Origin of the sequence: Dyadobacter sp. (genome assembly GCF_039919315.1) — a bacterium.
Classification (GTDB): Bacteria; Bacteroidota; Bacteroidia; order Cytophagales; family Spirosomataceae; genus Dyadobacter.
Genome location: NZ_JBDSFX010000024.1, coordinates 45,020 through 61,012, shown reverse-complemented (window position 1 = coordinate 61,012; position 15,993 = coordinate 45,020). Strand labels below are relative to the sequence as shown.

At 46.5% G+C, this 15,993-nt stretch carries 20 protein-coding genes; 15 read left to right on the top strand and 5 right to left on the bottom strand.

What is annotated here, in order from left to right:
* Window positions 1–103 precede the first annotated feature (103 nt).
* A complete protein-coding gene (locus tag ABIO93_RS07240) occupies window positions 104–808 on the top strand; it encodes an FCD domain-containing protein (RefSeq protein WP_348065992.1) in 705 nt (234 codons plus the stop codon).
* Window positions 809–915: 107 nt separating this feature from the next.
* Here the strand turns inward: ABIO93_RS07240 and ABIO93_RS07235 are convergent, their stop codons facing one another.
* On the bottom strand, window positions 916–1,089 hold the full coding sequence (locus ABIO93_RS07235) for a hypothetical protein (protein WP_348065990.1): 174 nt from the start codon (window positions 1,087–1,089) through the stop codon (window positions 916–918).
* A gap of 222 nt (window positions 1,090–1,311) precedes the next feature.
* Here ABIO93_RS07235 and ABIO93_RS07230 point away from each other — a divergent pair, with 222 nt between their 5' ends.
* From ABIO93_RS07230 to msrA, 3 genes are all read left to right on the top strand, one after another.
* Window positions 1,312–2,082 (top strand): cytochrome b/b6 domain-containing protein, encoded by a 771-nt coding sequence (locus ABIO93_RS07230; RefSeq protein ID WP_348065988.1) that lies wholly within the window; start codon window positions 1,312–1,314, stop codon window positions 2,080–2,082.
* 21 nt (window positions 2,083–2,103) lie between these two features.
* The gene (locus ABIO93_RS07225) at window positions 2,104–2,847 is read left to right on the top strand and encodes a molybdopterin-dependent oxidoreductase (protein ID WP_348065985.1); all 744 of its coding nucleotides are present in this window, start codon (window positions 2,104–2,106) and stop codon (window positions 2,845–2,847) included.
* A gap of 94 nt (window positions 2,848–2,941) precedes the next feature.
* Window positions 2,942–3,433: a peptide-methionine (S)-S-oxide reductase MsrA gene (msrA, locus tag ABIO93_RS07220; RefSeq protein ID WP_348065982.1), complete on the top strand. Its 492-nt coding sequence runs from the start codon at window positions 2,942–2,944 to the stop codon at window positions 3,431–3,433.
* 50 nt (window positions 3,434–3,483) lie between these two features.
* Here msrA and ABIO93_RS07215 read toward each other — a convergent pair whose 3' ends face one another.
* Window positions 3,484–4,629: a membrane dipeptidase gene (locus ABIO93_RS07215; protein WP_348065979.1), complete on the bottom strand. Its 1,146-nt coding sequence runs from the start codon at window positions 4,627–4,629 to the stop codon at window positions 3,484–3,486.
* A 447-nt stretch (window positions 4,630–5,076) separates the two neighbouring features.
* On the opposite strand from ABIO93_RS07215, the gene ABIO93_RS07210 reads away from it, so the two are divergent.
* Both ABIO93_RS07210 and rsgA read left to right on the top strand, forming a co-directional pair.
* The gene (locus tag ABIO93_RS07210; protein ID WP_348065976.1) at window positions 5,077–5,970 is read left to right on the top strand and encodes a DUF6528 family protein; all 894 of its coding nucleotides are present in this window, start codon (window positions 5,077–5,079) and stop codon (window positions 5,968–5,970) included.
* A gap of 214 nt (window positions 5,971–6,184) precedes the next feature.
* The gene (gene rsgA / locus ABIO93_RS07205) at window positions 6,185–7,246 is read left to right on the top strand and encodes a ribosome small subunit-dependent GTPase A (RefSeq protein WP_348065973.1); all 1,062 of its coding nucleotides are present in this window, start codon (window positions 6,185–6,187) and stop codon (window positions 7,244–7,246) included.
* A 232-nt stretch (window positions 7,247–7,478) separates the two neighbouring features.
* On the opposite strand, the gene ABIO93_RS07200 is transcribed toward rsgA, so the two are convergent.
* A complete protein-coding gene (locus ABIO93_RS07200) occupies window positions 7,479–8,477 on the bottom strand; it encodes a 2-hydroxyacid dehydrogenase (RefSeq protein ID WP_348065971.1) in 999 nt (332 codons plus the stop codon).
* 180 nt (window positions 8,478–8,657) lie between these two features.
* Here ABIO93_RS07200 and ABIO93_RS07195 point away from each other — a divergent pair, with 180 nt between their 5' ends.
* Window positions 8,658–9,461: an SDR family NAD(P)-dependent oxidoreductase gene (locus ABIO93_RS07195; protein WP_348065968.1), complete on the top strand. Its 804-nt coding sequence runs from the start codon at window positions 8,658–8,660 to the stop codon at window positions 9,459–9,461.
* Window positions 9,462–9,509: 48 nt separating this feature from the next.
* On the opposite strand, the gene ABIO93_RS07190 is transcribed toward ABIO93_RS07195, so the two are convergent.
* The gene (locus ABIO93_RS07190; protein WP_348065966.1) at window positions 9,510–9,905 is read right to left on the bottom strand and encodes a hypothetical protein; all 396 of its coding nucleotides are present in this window, start codon (window positions 9,903–9,905) and stop codon (window positions 9,510–9,512) included.
* Between the two features lie 218 nt (window positions 9,906–10,123).
* On the opposite strand from ABIO93_RS07190, the gene ABIO93_RS07185 reads away from it, so the two are divergent.
* Window positions 10,124–10,837 (top strand): outer membrane beta-barrel protein, encoded by a 714-nt coding sequence (locus tag ABIO93_RS07185; protein ID WP_348065962.1) that lies wholly within the window; start codon window positions 10,124–10,126, stop codon window positions 10,835–10,837.
* A 52-nt stretch (window positions 10,838–10,889) separates the two neighbouring features.
* Here ABIO93_RS07185 and ABIO93_RS07180 read toward each other — a convergent pair whose 3' ends face one another.
* Window positions 10,890–11,516, bottom strand: coding sequence for an intradiol ring-cleavage dioxygenase (locus ABIO93_RS07180; RefSeq protein WP_348065959.1), 627 nt, complete (start codon window positions 11,514–11,516; stop codon window positions 10,890–10,892).
* A 255-nt stretch (window positions 11,517–11,771) separates the two neighbouring features.
* Here ABIO93_RS07180 and ABIO93_RS07175 point away from each other — a divergent pair, with 255 nt between their 5' ends.
* The 7 genes from ABIO93_RS07175 (at window position 11,772) to ABIO93_RS07145 (ending at window position 15,961) form a co-directional block, all read left to right on the top strand.
* A complete protein-coding gene (locus tag ABIO93_RS07175; RefSeq protein ID WP_348065956.1) occupies window positions 11,772–12,116 on the top strand; it encodes a LytTR family DNA-binding domain-containing protein in 345 nt (114 codons plus the stop codon).
* 82 nt (window positions 12,117–12,198) lie between these two features.
* Entirely contained in the window at window positions 12,199–12,777 is a 579-nt protein-coding gene (locus ABIO93_RS07170; protein ID WP_348065952.1) for a Crp/Fnr family transcriptional regulator, read from the top strand.
* Window positions 12,778–12,873: 96 nt separating this feature from the next.
* A complete protein-coding gene (locus ABIO93_RS07165) occupies window positions 12,874–13,410 on the top strand; it encodes a YceI family protein (RefSeq protein ID WP_348065950.1) in 537 nt (178 codons plus the stop codon).
* A gap of 11 nt (window positions 13,411–13,421) precedes the next feature.
* Entirely contained in the window at window positions 13,422–13,643 is a 222-nt protein-coding gene (locus ABIO93_RS07160; protein ID WP_348065947.1) for a 4-oxalocrotonate tautomerase family protein, read from the top strand.
* Between the two features lie 19 nt (window positions 13,644–13,662).
* A complete protein-coding gene (locus ABIO93_RS07155) occupies window positions 13,663–14,409 on the top strand; it encodes an SDR family oxidoreductase (RefSeq protein WP_348065943.1) in 747 nt (248 codons plus the stop codon).
* A 78-nt stretch (window positions 14,410–14,487) separates the two neighbouring features.
* A complete protein-coding gene (locus ABIO93_RS07150) occupies window positions 14,488–14,865 on the top strand; it encodes a nuclear transport factor 2 family protein (RefSeq protein WP_348065940.1) in 378 nt (125 codons plus the stop codon).
* 4 nt (window positions 14,866–14,869) lie between these two features.
* Complete coding sequence (locus tag ABIO93_RS07145) at window positions 14,870–15,961, top strand: nitronate monooxygenase (RefSeq protein ID WP_348065937.1); 1,092 nt, start codon at window positions 14,870–14,872, stop codon at window positions 15,959–15,961.
* The last annotated feature ends 32 nt before the right edge of the window (window positions 15,962–15,993 follow it).

Sequence of the window (15,993 nt, the reverse complement as noted above, 5' to 3'; positions counted from 1 at the left end):
TGCGAAAATTATTTTTGGGATTATCAATTTCTTAATTCGAAAACAACTTGCGGATTGCCCGAAAACCACCATTTTTGTCAGACATAATACGTTAAACGGTTCAATGGACGATATTTTTCAAAGCATCAAGAGCATCGATACCAGTTCGCTGGTGGACAAGGTGGAAAGCAACCTCATCGCGTTATTTATAGAAAAGGATTTCAAGGTAGGCGACTCGATTCCGAAAGAATTGGAACTTGCGCATTCGCTGGGGGTGAGTCGGACGGTCGTGCGGGAGGCGATGCTGCGGCTTCGGCTGATGGGATTGGTGGAATCGAAAAAACACAGGGGCGCTGTCATCACGAGTCCGGATTTAGTCTCGATTCTTGAAAAAAGCATGAACCCGAAAATCCTGGACGATAATACTTTGAGGGAGATTTTTGAAATGCGGCTGTCACTGGAAATCGGAATGGCCGATTTTATCATGGAACGTGTGACGCCTGATGATGTCGCGGCATTGAAAGTACTGGTGGAGACTGAACCTTCGGCCTCGGACCGGATGATTTTCCAGATTGAACACGAGATTGCATTTCACGGCAAACTGTATGAAATCACCCGCAATGAAACGATGAAAAAATTCCAGCGGCTGCTGCTACCGGTCTTTGACTACGTCCACAAAAGCGGGCTGCTTCGTAAGTATCCGGCTAATGCTAATTTCGTATCACACAAGGGATTAGTAGACATTATAGCGTCCGGTACCTCCGAGCAGTTGCGCAATGCGATGCGAAGCCACCTCGAAAATCATTTTGCCAGGCTATTTGAAAAATGAGTAAGCGAGAGGGAAATCACCCCAATTTCTCTCTCGCCGCATTATCTTTTATTGAAATTAAGTGTGCAGGCAATTGTCTTTATTGGAAAAAAATGAAACCGGTTTGACTAATCGGCGAATTCAAGTTCTTCCGCCGGTACTAATGTGATCCACATCACAGTTTGAACTAATTCACTATCTGTAAATAGAGACAGAAAAGAACTCATCAAATCAATATGTCGAACAGGGGCGCTCATTTCAACATTCAGCGCATTTTCTTTGGCAGAATTTAGTTTTTTCATTGCTACAAATTGTCCTGGTTTTTGAAAGCCAGATGTAATCCTTATTGATTATTATGTAACAAAGCTAATATGAGGTTTCCTACCTAACCAATGGTCTTGAGTGAATGCAGGTTTGGTTTAGTGGTTGGCCATATTCGTGAGTGAATGTAAAAGCACACCAGTGCTACTTGCTTTATTATCAAGTAGTTTATACATTTATCAAATACTAAATCACCCGCTATCATGGATCAGGAAGCGACAGCCCAACCTTTGGTTCCCTCCGACAATAGTCGTCACAGGACCTGGGTCAAAAGCACACATTGGGTTGGTACTGCTAGTTTTTTATTGTTGGTTTTTAGCGGGTATGTGATCCTGATGGTGCATCCCCGGCTATACTGGGGGGAGGTAGGGAATGATCTTACACCCGCCTTGTTTGAGTTACCGATCAGCAAAAATCACCAGCATGGAGGCTGGGCAAAAGCGGCGCCATTTTTCGATGCTCCGGGATCGCCGGTGAGTTCCAGCCGCACATTTGAGATCTTCAATCAAAATGGCTGGGGCCGGAGTCTGCACTTTTTGTCGGCCTGGTTTCTTGTTTTTACTGGATTGATCTATCTTTTGCTGGGTATTTTCAGCGGACATTTTCGCAAGAATCTGGTTCCCGGTAAGAAGGAGTTTTCGCTCGGATCATTCATCAGGGACATTGCGGGTCATTTACGAATAAACAGTTCCGCGTTTCAATATGGCCCCCAATATGGTCTGGTGCAGAAATGTACTTATATCATAGTGCTGGTTTTCCTCGTACCCGTGATCGTTCTGACCGGCCTCACCATGTCGCCTGCTGTTGCTGCGGCATATCCGGTGCTATTGAAATTGTTTTTTGGCGCGCAATCGGCCCGGACCATCCATTTCTTTACCGCTACATTACTGGTCATTTTTCTGGTTGTACATATTGTGATGATTATCCGAACGGGTTTTAAGCAACACATTCGTTCCATGACTTTTGGCAAATAATTGAAGCAAAAAAGCACATTCATGAAAAAAAACAACCTCCTCAATAGGCGCAACGCCATTATCACAGGTGTATCCGCGCTGGGTTCATTGCTGCTGAATGGGTGTTCGGAGTCTTCGCCGCCGACGTATGGCAATATTCTCCGGATGGGCGATATGCTCACGTATAACGCACACCGGACACTGCTGCCGGGCCAGTCTCTGGTCAAGGAATATGCTCATCGTGATATATCGTCTTTCCCGGCGACGGGTACTACCAATCCGGGCGATTCGTCCCGTTCCGGTTTCAGTGAGGATTACGAACGTTTTCATAGGAAGGCATTTGCGGATTGGAGCCTGAAAGTGGAAGGTAGTGTAAAAAGACCGGGCTCTTATTCAATGACCCACCTTCAGCGTTTTCCATTGCGAAAACAAATCACAAGGCATACCTGCGAAGAAGGATGGACGGCGATCGCGGAATGGACCGGCTTGCCGTTGCGCGTGTTGTTACAGGATGCTGGTATCCTTCCTACCGCACGTTTCGTCAATTTTATTGCCTACGACGGCTATATTGACAGTATTGACCTGCTAGATTCATTTCACCCGCAAACTATTCTCGCATACGGCATGAATGGCCGTAACCTGCCTGTGCAGCACGGTGCTCCACTGCGGCTGCGAGTGGAAACACAGATTGGTTATAAAAGCATGAAATATTTGCAGAAGATCGTGGTAACGGATGAATTTATGGATAACGGGGACTACGGCTGGGCCTGGTACACCGGCATTTGAACCTGGAATTAATTATCGTTGTATAGTCATTGAGCTTTGCCTGAATGAAGGCATGGGATTTGTACTATAGCATTACACATTAAAAACAGACTTTATGAATACTGAAAAAGCCATTTTGGCAGGTGGTTGTTTTTGGGGAGTAGAAGAACTTTTCAGACATCAGCCAGGAATCATTTCAACTGTGGTGGGATACACCGGTGGTGATGTTCCCAATGCAACTTACCGAAACCACGGAACGCATGCGGAAGGAATAGAGATCGAATATGATCCCGCACAGTTAACCTATCGAGGCTTGCTGGAATATTTTTTCCAAATCCACGATCCAACCACAAGAAACCGTCAGGGAAACGACATTGGAACATCCTACCGTTCTGCTATTTTCTATTCGGACGAAAGCCAGCGCGAAGTCGCGGAATCATTGATCGCGGAAATGGAAGCCTCAGGCGTATGGCCGGGCAAGATTGTCACTGAAGTGGTGCCTGTTTCTGATTTCTGGAATGCAGAAGTGGAGCATCAGGATTATTTGCAAAAACATCCTGGTGGGTATACCTGTCACTTTGAGCGGCCGGGTTGGAAGTTGAACTGAGTACGAGATTGATATTAATAGGACATTCGTAGTAGCGGCAGGTCACGAACTCAACGACCTGCCGTTGCCGCTTCAAACAGTCGACTGAAATTCCCACCTCCTACCTTCCCAATTTCATCCGCATTGAACCCCGTCTTCAACATCGCATCTACCACCGCGTAGTAAAATCCGAATTGCTGATCCTTCCACGCCAGGTTGGTGCGCTCACCGACTCTTTCAGGTCTTTGGTTCCCTTGGGCGCCCGGAGCTCTATACGATGGCGTGAGCTTGGTATCAGTACCAATGCAAACGTGGTCTATTCCAATGATATCGACCAAAGCCCGCACATTCTGAGCATATTCCAGCGGCGTCTCGGCAAGATGCGACCATATACCGATTACACCTCCTGCATTGGCTACTATTTTTGCCTGTTCCTTGCTAATAAGCCTTGGTTTCATCATTTTGGCCATTTCCGGGTTTTGTCCCAACTGGGTATCAAGGCCGGTGTGAGAAATGATAACCGGATGAACCGCCAGTTTGAGGGCAGCGCCCACCGTTTCAGGGTTGGCATGTGCCAGGTCGATGAGGATTCCCAGTCTATTGCATTCCCTGATCACGTCGGCACCGAAGGCAGTCAGGCCGCCCCAGCGTACCGGGTTGGTGTAAACATCACCCAATGGTACCATTGCATCATTGTCATGAAGCAGCCCGAGGTGTCGCAAGCCCCGCTTGTACGCTTCTTCCAACCTCTCCACTTTACCTTCCAGAAAGTGGCCGCCCTCAACGGACTGGATAATGGTTGGCTGGCGTTTCTGATGCGCGGTACGCAGGTCTGCGATGTTCAGAGAACGTTGTATATCATTTTGGGACAATTGTTTGTCCATGGAATCCATTGCATTCTTAAACCTTTCGTAAGCGTCGCCGGGGCTACGCAACTCGGGACGGTCTACGGCGAATGTCATACAAATAGCAGATAAGCCCGACTTTTTCATCTCGCCGGCCAGGTCGATATGGGGACCGGGTACCTCGGCTGCCACAAATGGCGCATCGATATGATTGTGCGTGTCGATGCCGATGGTATCGGCTACGATTTTGGCTACTCTTGGGTCAGGCTCGTCAGCTGCCCAGGCTGATAGTGGGTTCATTATGGTCATTGCACCTGCCCCGGCAACGGTCTTAAGGAACTCCCGTCGCGACCATTGAATTTGAAACTTCATCCTGAGTTAGATTTAAATGAACTGCCGATAGGGTCTCGATCCTAAGCAACTTGTTCAAATGTAATCCGTATTCCAGCCAAGGTTGGAGGAAATCTGCGTTTGGCCTCATTTTGCCGACGAACCCACAGGATATCCGGATTTTTCGTGGCGGTATAAAACTAAGGCGGCCGCTGATTGAAAAAGCGTTTGTTAGAAATTTATAGTTACATTTTTCAACTGCCTGTAAACGGATACGGTGATTTGTAGGCGTTGGATACTACTGTATTGTCATCCTTGCCCACAGATACACCATCTTTTCACGATTAATTAATCTAACGACACCGTAAAAACGCAGCCGGTTTGTCTTAATACAAAACCGGTAGTTACATCAATCGCTAAAACACAACGATCAACGCAGTTTCGCAACTCTGTCAGAAACAACCTCTGACCAAAGCATTCGTTAAAACCATGAAAAAGCAACTTCTGACAAAAGCCATTACATTCATTTTAAGCACATTGCTTATCAATTTTGTCGGCATTGCCCAAACGATGCCTCCCAAATCTTTCCTGGTGTGCGGAGATAGTCAGGTGCTGATCGTAGATTATAGTCAGTCGAAAGACAGCATTCCCGCCGTAATCTGGACTTGGGACGCCCGCGAGGCATTGGACATTCCTGAACTCTACCGGACTACGAAATTCAAAACCATGGACGATTGCAAGGCCATTGAAAACGGAAAGAAAGTGTTGGTATCCTCCTCTTCCGGCGCCGTAGCTATTGTCGACATTGCTACTAAAAAAGTAGCGTTTTACGCAGAAGTTCCCAATGCGCATTCCATTGCCTTACTGCCCAAAAACAAACTCATAGCAGCTGCTTCAACCGCGAAGACCGGCAATACAATCATGCTTTTTGACATGAACAAAGGAAATGAACCTGTTTTTACTGACACCCTGTATTCGGCGCACGGCGCAGTGTGGGATGATGCCCGCAAGCGTCTATACACACTCGGGTACGAGGTTTTACGGGAGTATAAAGTTTCCGGCAATAAACTCGACCTCGTGCAACATTGGAAAATACCTGGTGTTGGCGGACACGAACTTTCAATGTTACCTAATCATAATCAACTGTTTATAACAGAGCATCACGGAACGTGGGTCTTCGATATACAAAGTCAGAAGTTTGATAAAATAAAAAATTTCCCTGATCGTGAAAATGTAAAGAGTTTGGGGCTCGACCAATCCGCTCAGTACATTTATACCGTTCCCGAAGAAAGCTGGTGGACGTTTCATGTCAATTTCCACAATCCTGCAAGAAAACTGGCTTTTCCGAATTTGCATGTCTACAAAGCCCGCTGGTTTTACTAAAATTCCCCAAAACATCCGTTACCTTTGCAACGTATGTCACAGACTGTCAACACATACCGCCCAAACGCTGATATAGCAGCCTGACACAGGTAATCATAAAGCCATTGCTACGCTTTAATGGATTTCCTGTGCCCTTTCGCCTACCATTTTATTTTTTTGTAAAACCTGCCAGGCAAGGACCTCTGGGCGGCTATGGCTCAATTTTGACACAACCATGATTTTATCATCATACGGATGGAGTACCCATTTTCAAAACCATTTTATTTCATTAAAAGAACACGACCTGGAATGCGCGCGCGTGCTCGCCATTCAGGGTTTTAAACATATACTCGTCACCAGCCATGGTATGGTGGAAGCCCTGGTCTCCGGCGCCATGCTGAATATGCTTGCACCAGCCGCACTACCCAAGGTGGGTGACTGGGTCGCATTCAAGGCTTATACGGGCGAGGGGATTATCCTGGCTGTGTTGCCGCGCGAAACGGAACTCAGCAGACGCCTACCCGGAAAAGGCACTGAAAAACAGGTCATCGCAAGCAATATCCACGGCGCGCTGATCGTGCAGGGCTTGGACGGAAATTTCAATCTCATGCGACTTCAGCGATATCTGGTACAAGTGCATCAATGTGGGATCGATCCTATCGTTGTGCTGAACAAAGCGGACCTGGTCGACGACCCGGAAGCGTACCGGTTTGAAGTGGAACAGCTCGGTTATCATTGTCCGGTGATCCTCACCAGCGCCGCAGACAGGCAGGCGGGAGACTCACATATTGCCGGACACCTGCAAAAAGGTAAAACCTACGTGCTGCTAGGTTCATCCGGTGTGGGCAAAAGTACGCTGCTGAACACCTTGCTCGGTTATTCTTTGCAGATAGAGGGCGAAACCAGTACGGCTAACCACAAGGGAAAGCATACCACGGTTTTTCGCCAGCTGGTGATGTTACCGTCCGGCAGCATGATCATTGATGTGCCGGGGATGCGGGAGTTTGGGGTGACCCTGGACTCGGACGATGCCAATGAGATCCTTCATCCGCAACTGAGCGAGCTGGCAGGCGATTGCAGGTTCGACGACTGCACGCATCAGCATGAACCCGGGTGCGCCGTCGTGGCAGCGGTAGGGGACGGCAGCCTGCCTGCGCAGGTTTACCAAAGTTACCTGAAACTCACCCGTGAGCAATATCATTACCAAGCCGATACGGTGGACAAGAAGCGAAAAGAACGGCAATTTGGCAAAATGGCAAAACAAGTATTCGCCCATCGAAAAACACGTAAGTACTGATGGTTTTTCAGCTCCCTCTTGCTGGGTGAGAGGGAGCTGAAAATTCCAATCCCACCACGCCAGAAAACGTGTTTAAGACAAGCATTGATGATGGCATTCGCAGCTATTTTTGACGTCAGGAGAATTTGCCAGGTCATTTGTCATCAACCTGAATGAGATATACCGGTTCGATTTCAATGACCGTTCCATGTTCCACCCCAATTTTCAGCAAAATCCTACATTGCCTACTGTTCTAAATTAACATAACCGCCGCATTTTCTGGCGCTTCTCCTTTTCCTAGCGAATCGACGCTGTGTAAGGTAACCTGGGCAATTTCGGAGAGGGCATCTTCCGTAAAAAATGCCTGGTGCGCTGTGACCAGCACATTTGGAAAACTCATTAAACGTTGAATGGTATCGTCTTCTATGATGCTGCCGGAGAGATCTTTGAAAAATAATTTCTCTTCCTGCTCATAAACATCAATACCCAGATAAGCGATTTGTTTTTGCTTTAATGCATGGATCACATCGGTTGTGTTGATCAAACCTCCCCTGCTGGTATTGATCAGCGTAACCCCTTTTTTCATGAGCCCGATCGTCGCCTGGTTGATCAGATAGTGCGTTTTTTCGTTAAGCGGGCAATGCAATGATAGGATGTCCGAAATACGCAATACTTCATCCAGAGCGGCATAGGTCACCCCGGACGATTGAAGTTCCTCATTAGCGGCGATATCATATGCGACCACTTTACAACCAAACCCCAGCATAATTTTGCAAAATGCAGCCCCTATTTTGCCTGCACCGATCACGCCCACTGTTCTGCCATACAGGTTGAAACCAAGCAGGCCATTTAAAGAGAAATTCTGCTCCCGGACGCGATTATAGGCTTTATGCGTCTTTCTGTTCAATGTCAAAAGCATGGCAACTGCATGTTCCGCGACTGCCTGAGGCGAATATTCAGGGACACGGCAAACCCTTAATCCGTAACGACGGGCAGCTTCAAGGTCAACATTATTGAAACCTGCACAACGCAAAGCGATGATCTTCACGCCCTTCGCAGCCAAAACGGCTATAACTTCTTCGTTGACCTTATCATTAACAAAAACGCAAACAGCTTTGGTGTCCTCCACCGCATTGACAATGTGCGGCCCCAAATGTGTTTCCAGGTATTCCATGTCAAAACCGTAGGCGTCATTGTATTGATCAAAAAACTGTTTATCGTAAGGCTTCGCCGAAAAGAAGGTGATTTTCATATTTAAGTTAAATATTGAATCTGTATTTACGGTTAAAAGCCCATTATGCCAAATCGTACCGAAAAAATTGGGTGGTAAAATCAGTTCAAATGCAGGATCAGTGAAATGGATAAGTAATCCCTTTTTATGTTTAAATGTATGCCAGGCGCGTGAAGCAACTTTGTGTCATCAAAATTTTAAATGATGAACACAGAAAATAAAACACCGAAAATTGTACTGGTAACAGGCGGAAGCCGGGGTATCGGGAAAAGTATTGCACTTCATGCAGCAGCGCGCGGGCTGGGCGTTATCCTTACGTACAATGCGCACGCCGAGCAAGGCGTAGCAGTGGCTGATGAGATCAATGGAAACGGCGAAAGGGCGGTTGCGTTAAAGTTGGATTCCGCTAACATCGAAGCACTTACTGATTTCACTGAGCAGGTTTTACAAGTGCTCCGAAAAGAATGGGGCCGCGAAAACTTGGACTATCTCGTCAATAATGCAGGCATAGCCCAGCGAATGCCTATCAAGGACACAACCGAGGCGATTTTTGACGACCTGGTTAATGTGAATTTCAAAGGGGTGTTTTTTCTCACGCAAAAGGTGATCCCAATGATCGCAGATGGTGGTCAGATCATCAATATCTCGTCCGGTCTTGCGCGGTTTGCGTTTCCTGGTGTGGCGGTATATGGTGCACTCAAATCTGCATATTTTGCCCAGCCTTCGCTGATCGAATCGGGGCTGCCTGATGTAGGGTATTTTGCTTCCCGACTGAATTCGTCTGCGAATTACCTGTCCGATCTACTCAGCAAATACACCGGAAAATCAACGCACGAACACATTCATTTGAAATTGGTTGACAAAGCAAAATCCTTACTATGGAGCACTGAGAACTCGATCAGTGAAATTGCTTACGATCTTGGTTTTGAACACCCTTCGCACTTTACGAAGGTGTTCAAAAGCAAAACCGGCCTGTCACCGAGGGAGTTTCGGAATTTGAATTAGTTTGGATTTCCATAGATTACGCATCCTCCGACTTTATGCTGCCGGACCCTATTTTTTGGTCAGCTTGAAAGTACCGCCGTCGGAATCGTTGTTACCGTAGACCCACGTCCCCGTTAAAGTGCGTTCAGAGTTGTTGTAAACGGCTTTTAGCGAGTAGGTTGCATTATAGGGGGTGTCGTTATGATACGTAGAAAGAAAATTATCGCCCGATTTGGTCCATATACCATTGCCGATTTTCTCTCCTGCGCTGTTCATCTCTCTGATCACCCCGCCCGCGCCGATCTCAAAACTCCAGAAAAAGTCGGGTGTCTTTGTCCCGTTATCATATTTCCCCTCAAATATCCCTGCGATTGATTCTGAAACCGGTGCCGGATCGTCTTTCTGACAGCCTAAAAGCGTAACAAGTACCAGCAGGGTTAACGCGTAACTTTTTAAAGTTTTCATAGCTATGATGTTTGATTTTTTGAACCAAATCTTACATTTTCAATAGCGGTAGTCAGGAAGGGTTACGTGGATAGCGTATTTTTTGAGCAGACAGGTTTTTTGTGAGTAAAGGGAATGCCGACACCCACTTAGAATATTATCAGGCACGAACAACGTTTTAAAGATAATATGTGTCTGTCAGATACAACCATCCTACACTCTAAACCAATATTTCCGCGATGAAACGACTTCTGCCTATTTTATTCGTTTTTCTGGCCTCTGTAAGTGCCTATGCACAAAGTACCGAGTTATCTTTACAACTAAGCTCCGGGATTTATCGCTATGGCGGAAAATCTGCGGCAACGAACTCCTACCTTTTTGTGAGTGACCTGGCTCCTCATTACAACGTAAACACGCCATTTGGGAAGAACAGTGAGCTATCCTACGGAATCGGAATACAGGCACAACGCGTTACCCGAAAACATTTTCTCTGGGGTCTCCGGGCCGGATATGACAAACTTTCTGTCAGTACACGGATTGAAAATTACACCTCCATGGGCGGGAATCTGGTTGTGACGGAAATCGAAAATGGAAAAGCCAAACTCAATACACAAGTGATCCGCGCAAACCCTTATTTCGGCTACCGGCTCAAACTGAAACACATCAAACTGGATTTGACTACAGGGCTAAATCTGGGATACATTTTAAAAAGCAGCGAGTACGTTACTTACTACAATCAGAACAGTGTTTTTGACAAAAAATCCGACTATACCAAAGTCAATACCAAATTCGACTTCGGACCTACGGCTGGTCTGGCTGTTTCATACAAGCGAGTAGCAGTGAGCGCGGAATACATTCACGGGCTTATAAACTATCAGCGGATGATGGATGGAGCAAACCCGGAAGTGTATTCGCGTTATGTCCGGTTTGGGATAGGTTATCGTCTTTTCTAGCCAATTGCGCAGAGTGATGGCTTCAACGCAAAATTTTGAAGCGCGGCAAAATCTATTCTTTCACAGGGTAATCCGGGATGTTCTTCCCCAAATAAATATTCCGTTCGCCTTTGTACATATTGCCCACTTCAATGATCTTGACAATACCACTGCCGCCGCGGTTTTCAAGCTTGGCTTGTTTTTCAGATGTTAGCAGCGGGTCGTCTGAAAACACAAATTCGTCAATGTAGTATTCGTTAATGTCCGGTTCTTTGACGGTCACGTGAATGTGAGCGGGCTCGTCGCGGCCGGGATACGGTGCGGGACGCAGGCAACCGAATTTGTACTGACCTTTCTGATCGGTTTTCACCCAGCCGCGCAAATAGCCATGCCTTTTGGCCCAACCCTTTTCATCGCCTTTTTTGGGATAAATACCTTTTTCATTGGTGTGATAAAGATAAAGGACCACATTGGGAGCCGGTGTTCCATCCGCTTTGAAAACAGTCCCATTGATCCCCATTGGTTTCTTTCCGTCCCAGCTAACCTCCGGGAGCTCCACAAAAGACGGGAGCTGATCGAAGGGAACTGTGTTTTCGTAGATCGCCTCGCAGCCTTCACACGGCCCGCCTACTTTCTTAGTCTGCCCAAAACCGGTTGTTAATGAACTGATTGCAAATAATAAAGGAATTAGATTTTTCATGGTCGAATGTGGGTTGTTTTCGAAACAAACAAAATACAACTAATGGTCAATTCAAAAAATAGTAGAGCAACGACGCCTTTAATAGATGACCGGTAAGGCTCAAAAACACGGTCGCATTTCCTCTATTTTTTTCGCAGTTGGTCGACAATATTTCGCAGATCAAATTCTTTTGTTTTCATTTACACAACCTAAAATACGGGTTAATTTCCAGTAATTTAATGAACACCATCTATCACGATTTTGACTTGCCAGCAAATGGATTTCCCGGATAGAAACGTTGGCGAAATGCAGACTTCTGTTTTTGTCAAAAGCGGCGTCCAGCGCATTAAGCCGCAATTCGATGATATTACGCACATTCAGGGACTGAAAGACTATGCGATCATTTACACGCATTCAGCCAAAATCGTTATCAAAGGCTCCATTAAAGCGATGCTTGACATTTTTCCCAAGACCGCATTTCTCAGAGTCCACAAATCCTTCATTGTTTCTATTTCCAAAATCACGCGGATCGAGAAAAACCGTATCGCATTGAATGGCCACCAGATTCCTATCGGCAGAAATTTCAGGGAAGAGCTTGAAAAAGTGATGGGAGAGCGCTGAGACAATAAAGGAGATTCGTTCAGGAGACAGCTTTTTAATAGGTTTTGTACATTGCGCCAAGCATCGTTAAATACCCTGTATCATGGAAGCGAAAGAAATTTTAAAACAGCATATTGCGAAAACCGCCGCATTAACCGACGAACAGTTTGATTACGTTTTTTCATATTTTAAACCATTGTCTTACAAAAAAGGCCAGGTCGTGATCAGCGAAGGTGATCCGGTTGATCATGAGTATTTCGTCATTTCTGGCTGTTTGAAGGCATTTTATGTCAGTGATGAAATTAAAATGTATATCCTGCAATTCGCTATGCCAACCTGGTGGACATCTGATTATGGGGCTTTGTACAACCAGACGAAAGCAACCATCAACGTCGATTGTATCACGGACGCAGAGGTACTTTGCCTTTCCAATCAGGACCGTGAAAAGATATGCAGTGAATTCCACCAGGCTGAGCACTTTTTCCGCTGGCGGACCAACCGGGGTTATCTGGCGTCTCAAAAAAGGCTGCTGTCCTTTATGAACAACAACACCCGAACGCGCTACGAAGACCTGCTCGCGCAATATCCCCAACTATATAACCTAGTACCCAAACACCTTATCGCCGCCTACCTCGGAGTATCCCGCGAAACGCTCAGCAGACTTTACAATACGCATAAATGACCTCCGTTCGAAAGTGATCTACATCACGTAATGCCCCGCTGATTCCTGTCCAACTTTGTGCTATCAAATTATTAACAATTGATAAACATAAAGAAAATGGAAACTCAAACATTTGCAGTTGACGGTTCAAAAAGTAACATCGACTGGACAGGAAAAAAAGTAACAGGCGCGCACAATGGCAGCATCGACATTAAAGCGGGAAAACTAACATTGCAAGATGGTAAGCTCAGCGGCGGCAATTTTGTCATCGACACTACTTCCATTAAAATACTGGACATCACCGATCCGGCGACCAACGCACAATTTGCAGGTCATTTGTTCTCCGAAGATTTTTTCTCCACTGAACGTTTTACCGAAGCAACATTCGTCATGACCAGCACCGATCAGCAAAACGCTGACAACTACCTCATCACCGGTGACCTGACTATTAAAGGTATCACGCATCCGGTGAGCTTCCCAGCCAAAGTACATTTCTCAGAAGGCTCAGTTACTGCTTCGGGTAAAATCCTCGTGGACCGTACCCGTTACGAAATGAAGTTCCGTTCAGGCAACTTTTTCACCAACCTGGGTGATACACTCATCTACAATGAATTTGAACTGGATGTAACATTGACTGCATCTGCCACCCTTTAAATTTCACAACCATGCCATTCATCAAAATAGAGGTAACCCGGGAAGGCGTTACCCGCGAACAAAAACAAAGGCTGATCGCAGGAGTGACCGAGCTGATGACCGAAGTGCTGGACAAAGATCCTTCATTGACCCATGTGATCATTCAGGAAATTGACCTCGACGACTGGGGTTATGCGGGAGAGCAGGTATCCGTGCTACGCGAGAGAGGAATAACAGCAAATAAAAAATCCTGAAAAGGCATTTTCAAAAATCATGAAAAAGCAAACAATCATCATCACCGGTGCATCCACAGGAATTGGCAAGGCCATCGCCGGTTTATTCTTAAAAAATGGCTACAATGTTGTGATCAACTCAGCCAATGAAGCTAATCTGGCAGCAACGTTTAATGAGTTGGGACATCACGAAAGGCTGGCCATGGTTACAGGAGATATCAGCAACCCGGCCACTGGTCAACAGCTTGTCGATACGGCTGTAACACGGTTCGGAGCAGTGGATGTACTGGTAAACAATGCAGGGATATTTGAACCCAAAGGCTTTTTGGAAGTCGATGAGGCTTACCTGGACCGGTTTCTGAGTATCAATTTAAAAGGGACATTCTTTACTAGTCAGGCTGCTGTCAAACAGATGCTTAAACAAGGTGAAGGCGCTATCATTAATATTGGTACTGTACTGGTGGATCACGCGATCGGCGGGTTTCCGGCCACTGCTCCTATTTCCAGTAAGGGCGGTATCCACGCATTGACCCGACAACTTGCTGCTGAGTTTGGGAAAAACAACATTCGCGTCAATGGCATAGCGCCAGGTATAATCAGGAGCTCATTGCAGTCCAAAAACGGCATTAGCGATGCAGACAGTCTCGCGGGCCTTCACCTGGTCGACCGCATTGGTGAAACCAGCGACGTAGCTGAGCTGGCCCTCTATCTGGCAGGCAGCAATTTCGTAAGCGGCGAGATCATTAATGTGGATGGCGGCCATGTTGCCGGTCACCACATTGGGTAATCATCAATTGAAATTCTAAACACTAACCAGGTATGCGGAGGCAGAAAACCTGCGCATACCTGCTAACCTGAAAGCACAATGGACAATTACACAGATAATGCAGCGGCTATAACAGCCGTATTGTCAAACTACTTTAACGGCGTTTACAAAGGAGATAGTGACCTGCTTGCCAGCGCATTTCATCCTCAGGCACTAGTAGCCGGTGATGTGAACGGACAGGCTTATTTCAAAACATTCGACCAATATTTGGATGGTGTTAAAAACCGGAAGAGCCCGTTCGAGCTGGGCGAAAAGTTTCGTATGGAAATTATTTCCATAGAAATCATCAACATGATAGCGGTTGCAAAGGTGCGTCTGCCTATGTTTGAATTTAATTACCACGACCTCCTTTCTTTGAGTAAAATCAATGGCAAGTGGGTGATTGCAAATAAGTTGTTAACCAATGTAAGCATTTGAAATCATGTGGAACCAGACCAGGATAACGCAGCTTCTGGGTATCAGATATCCGATCCTTTTAGGCCCAATGGGCGGTGGCTTTTCAACGCCGGAGCTGCTCGCCGCGGTATCTAATGCGGGCGGATTGGGCAGTCTGGGTGCCTATACCCTGACCCCTGAACAGCTTCTCCTAGCAGACCAGACCATTAAATCTTTAACTGATAAGCCATATAATGTCAATCTTTGGGTTTCGGACGTCGATCCGGAGCTGGCGAGTTATTCAGCGGAAAGCCTGGAAAAAGTAAAGGCCCTTTTCAAGCCTTATTTTGATTCGCTGAATATCGCATTGCCCGAATTGGACCAAAATATTCCTTCCAAGTTTGACAAACAACTGGAAGTACTTTTCAAGATCAAACCAGCGGTGTTCAGTTTCATTTTTGGCATTCCATCTGCTGAAATACTGAATGAAGCACGCAGACTTGGCATTAAAACCGTGGGCGCTGCCACCACATTGGATGAAGCCCTGGCTCTGGAAGAAGCCAAAGTTGATGCTATCGTGGCAGCAGGATTTGAGGCTGGCGGGCACAGACCGTCTTTTTTGAAACCCGCACAAGATTCCCTGACCGGAACATTCGCGCTGATCCAGCAGCTGAAAGCCAGAATAAAGACACCAGTCATTGCAGCCGGCGGGATCACTGACGGTAAGGGTATAGCGGCTGCATTGACATTGGGTGCCGATGCAGTACAGCTTGGGACTGCGTTCCTGGTAACCAACGAATCAAATGCTACGGCACTTCACAAAGAAGCCCTGCTTTCGGAGGGATCGAATTATACGGTGCTTTCCAAATCACTCACCGGCCGACTGGGCAGGATGGTCCGTAACACGATTTCAGAGAATGTCCCCAACCAGACTCCGGTGCTGCCATTTCCGCTGCAAACTCGCTTAATCTCCCCGCTAAGAGAAGCCGCGATGGCGCAGGGTAGAACGGATATGATCAACTTCTGGTCGGGACAAAATCCGGTTCGTATCAAACTTTCGAAGGCAGGAGAAATAATGCAGGCACTGGTCACCGAAACTCAGGCTATACTGCAACGTGGTACTGACTTGCAAACCTGAATCCATTAGCCCAAACCTTTGACGGGATCATT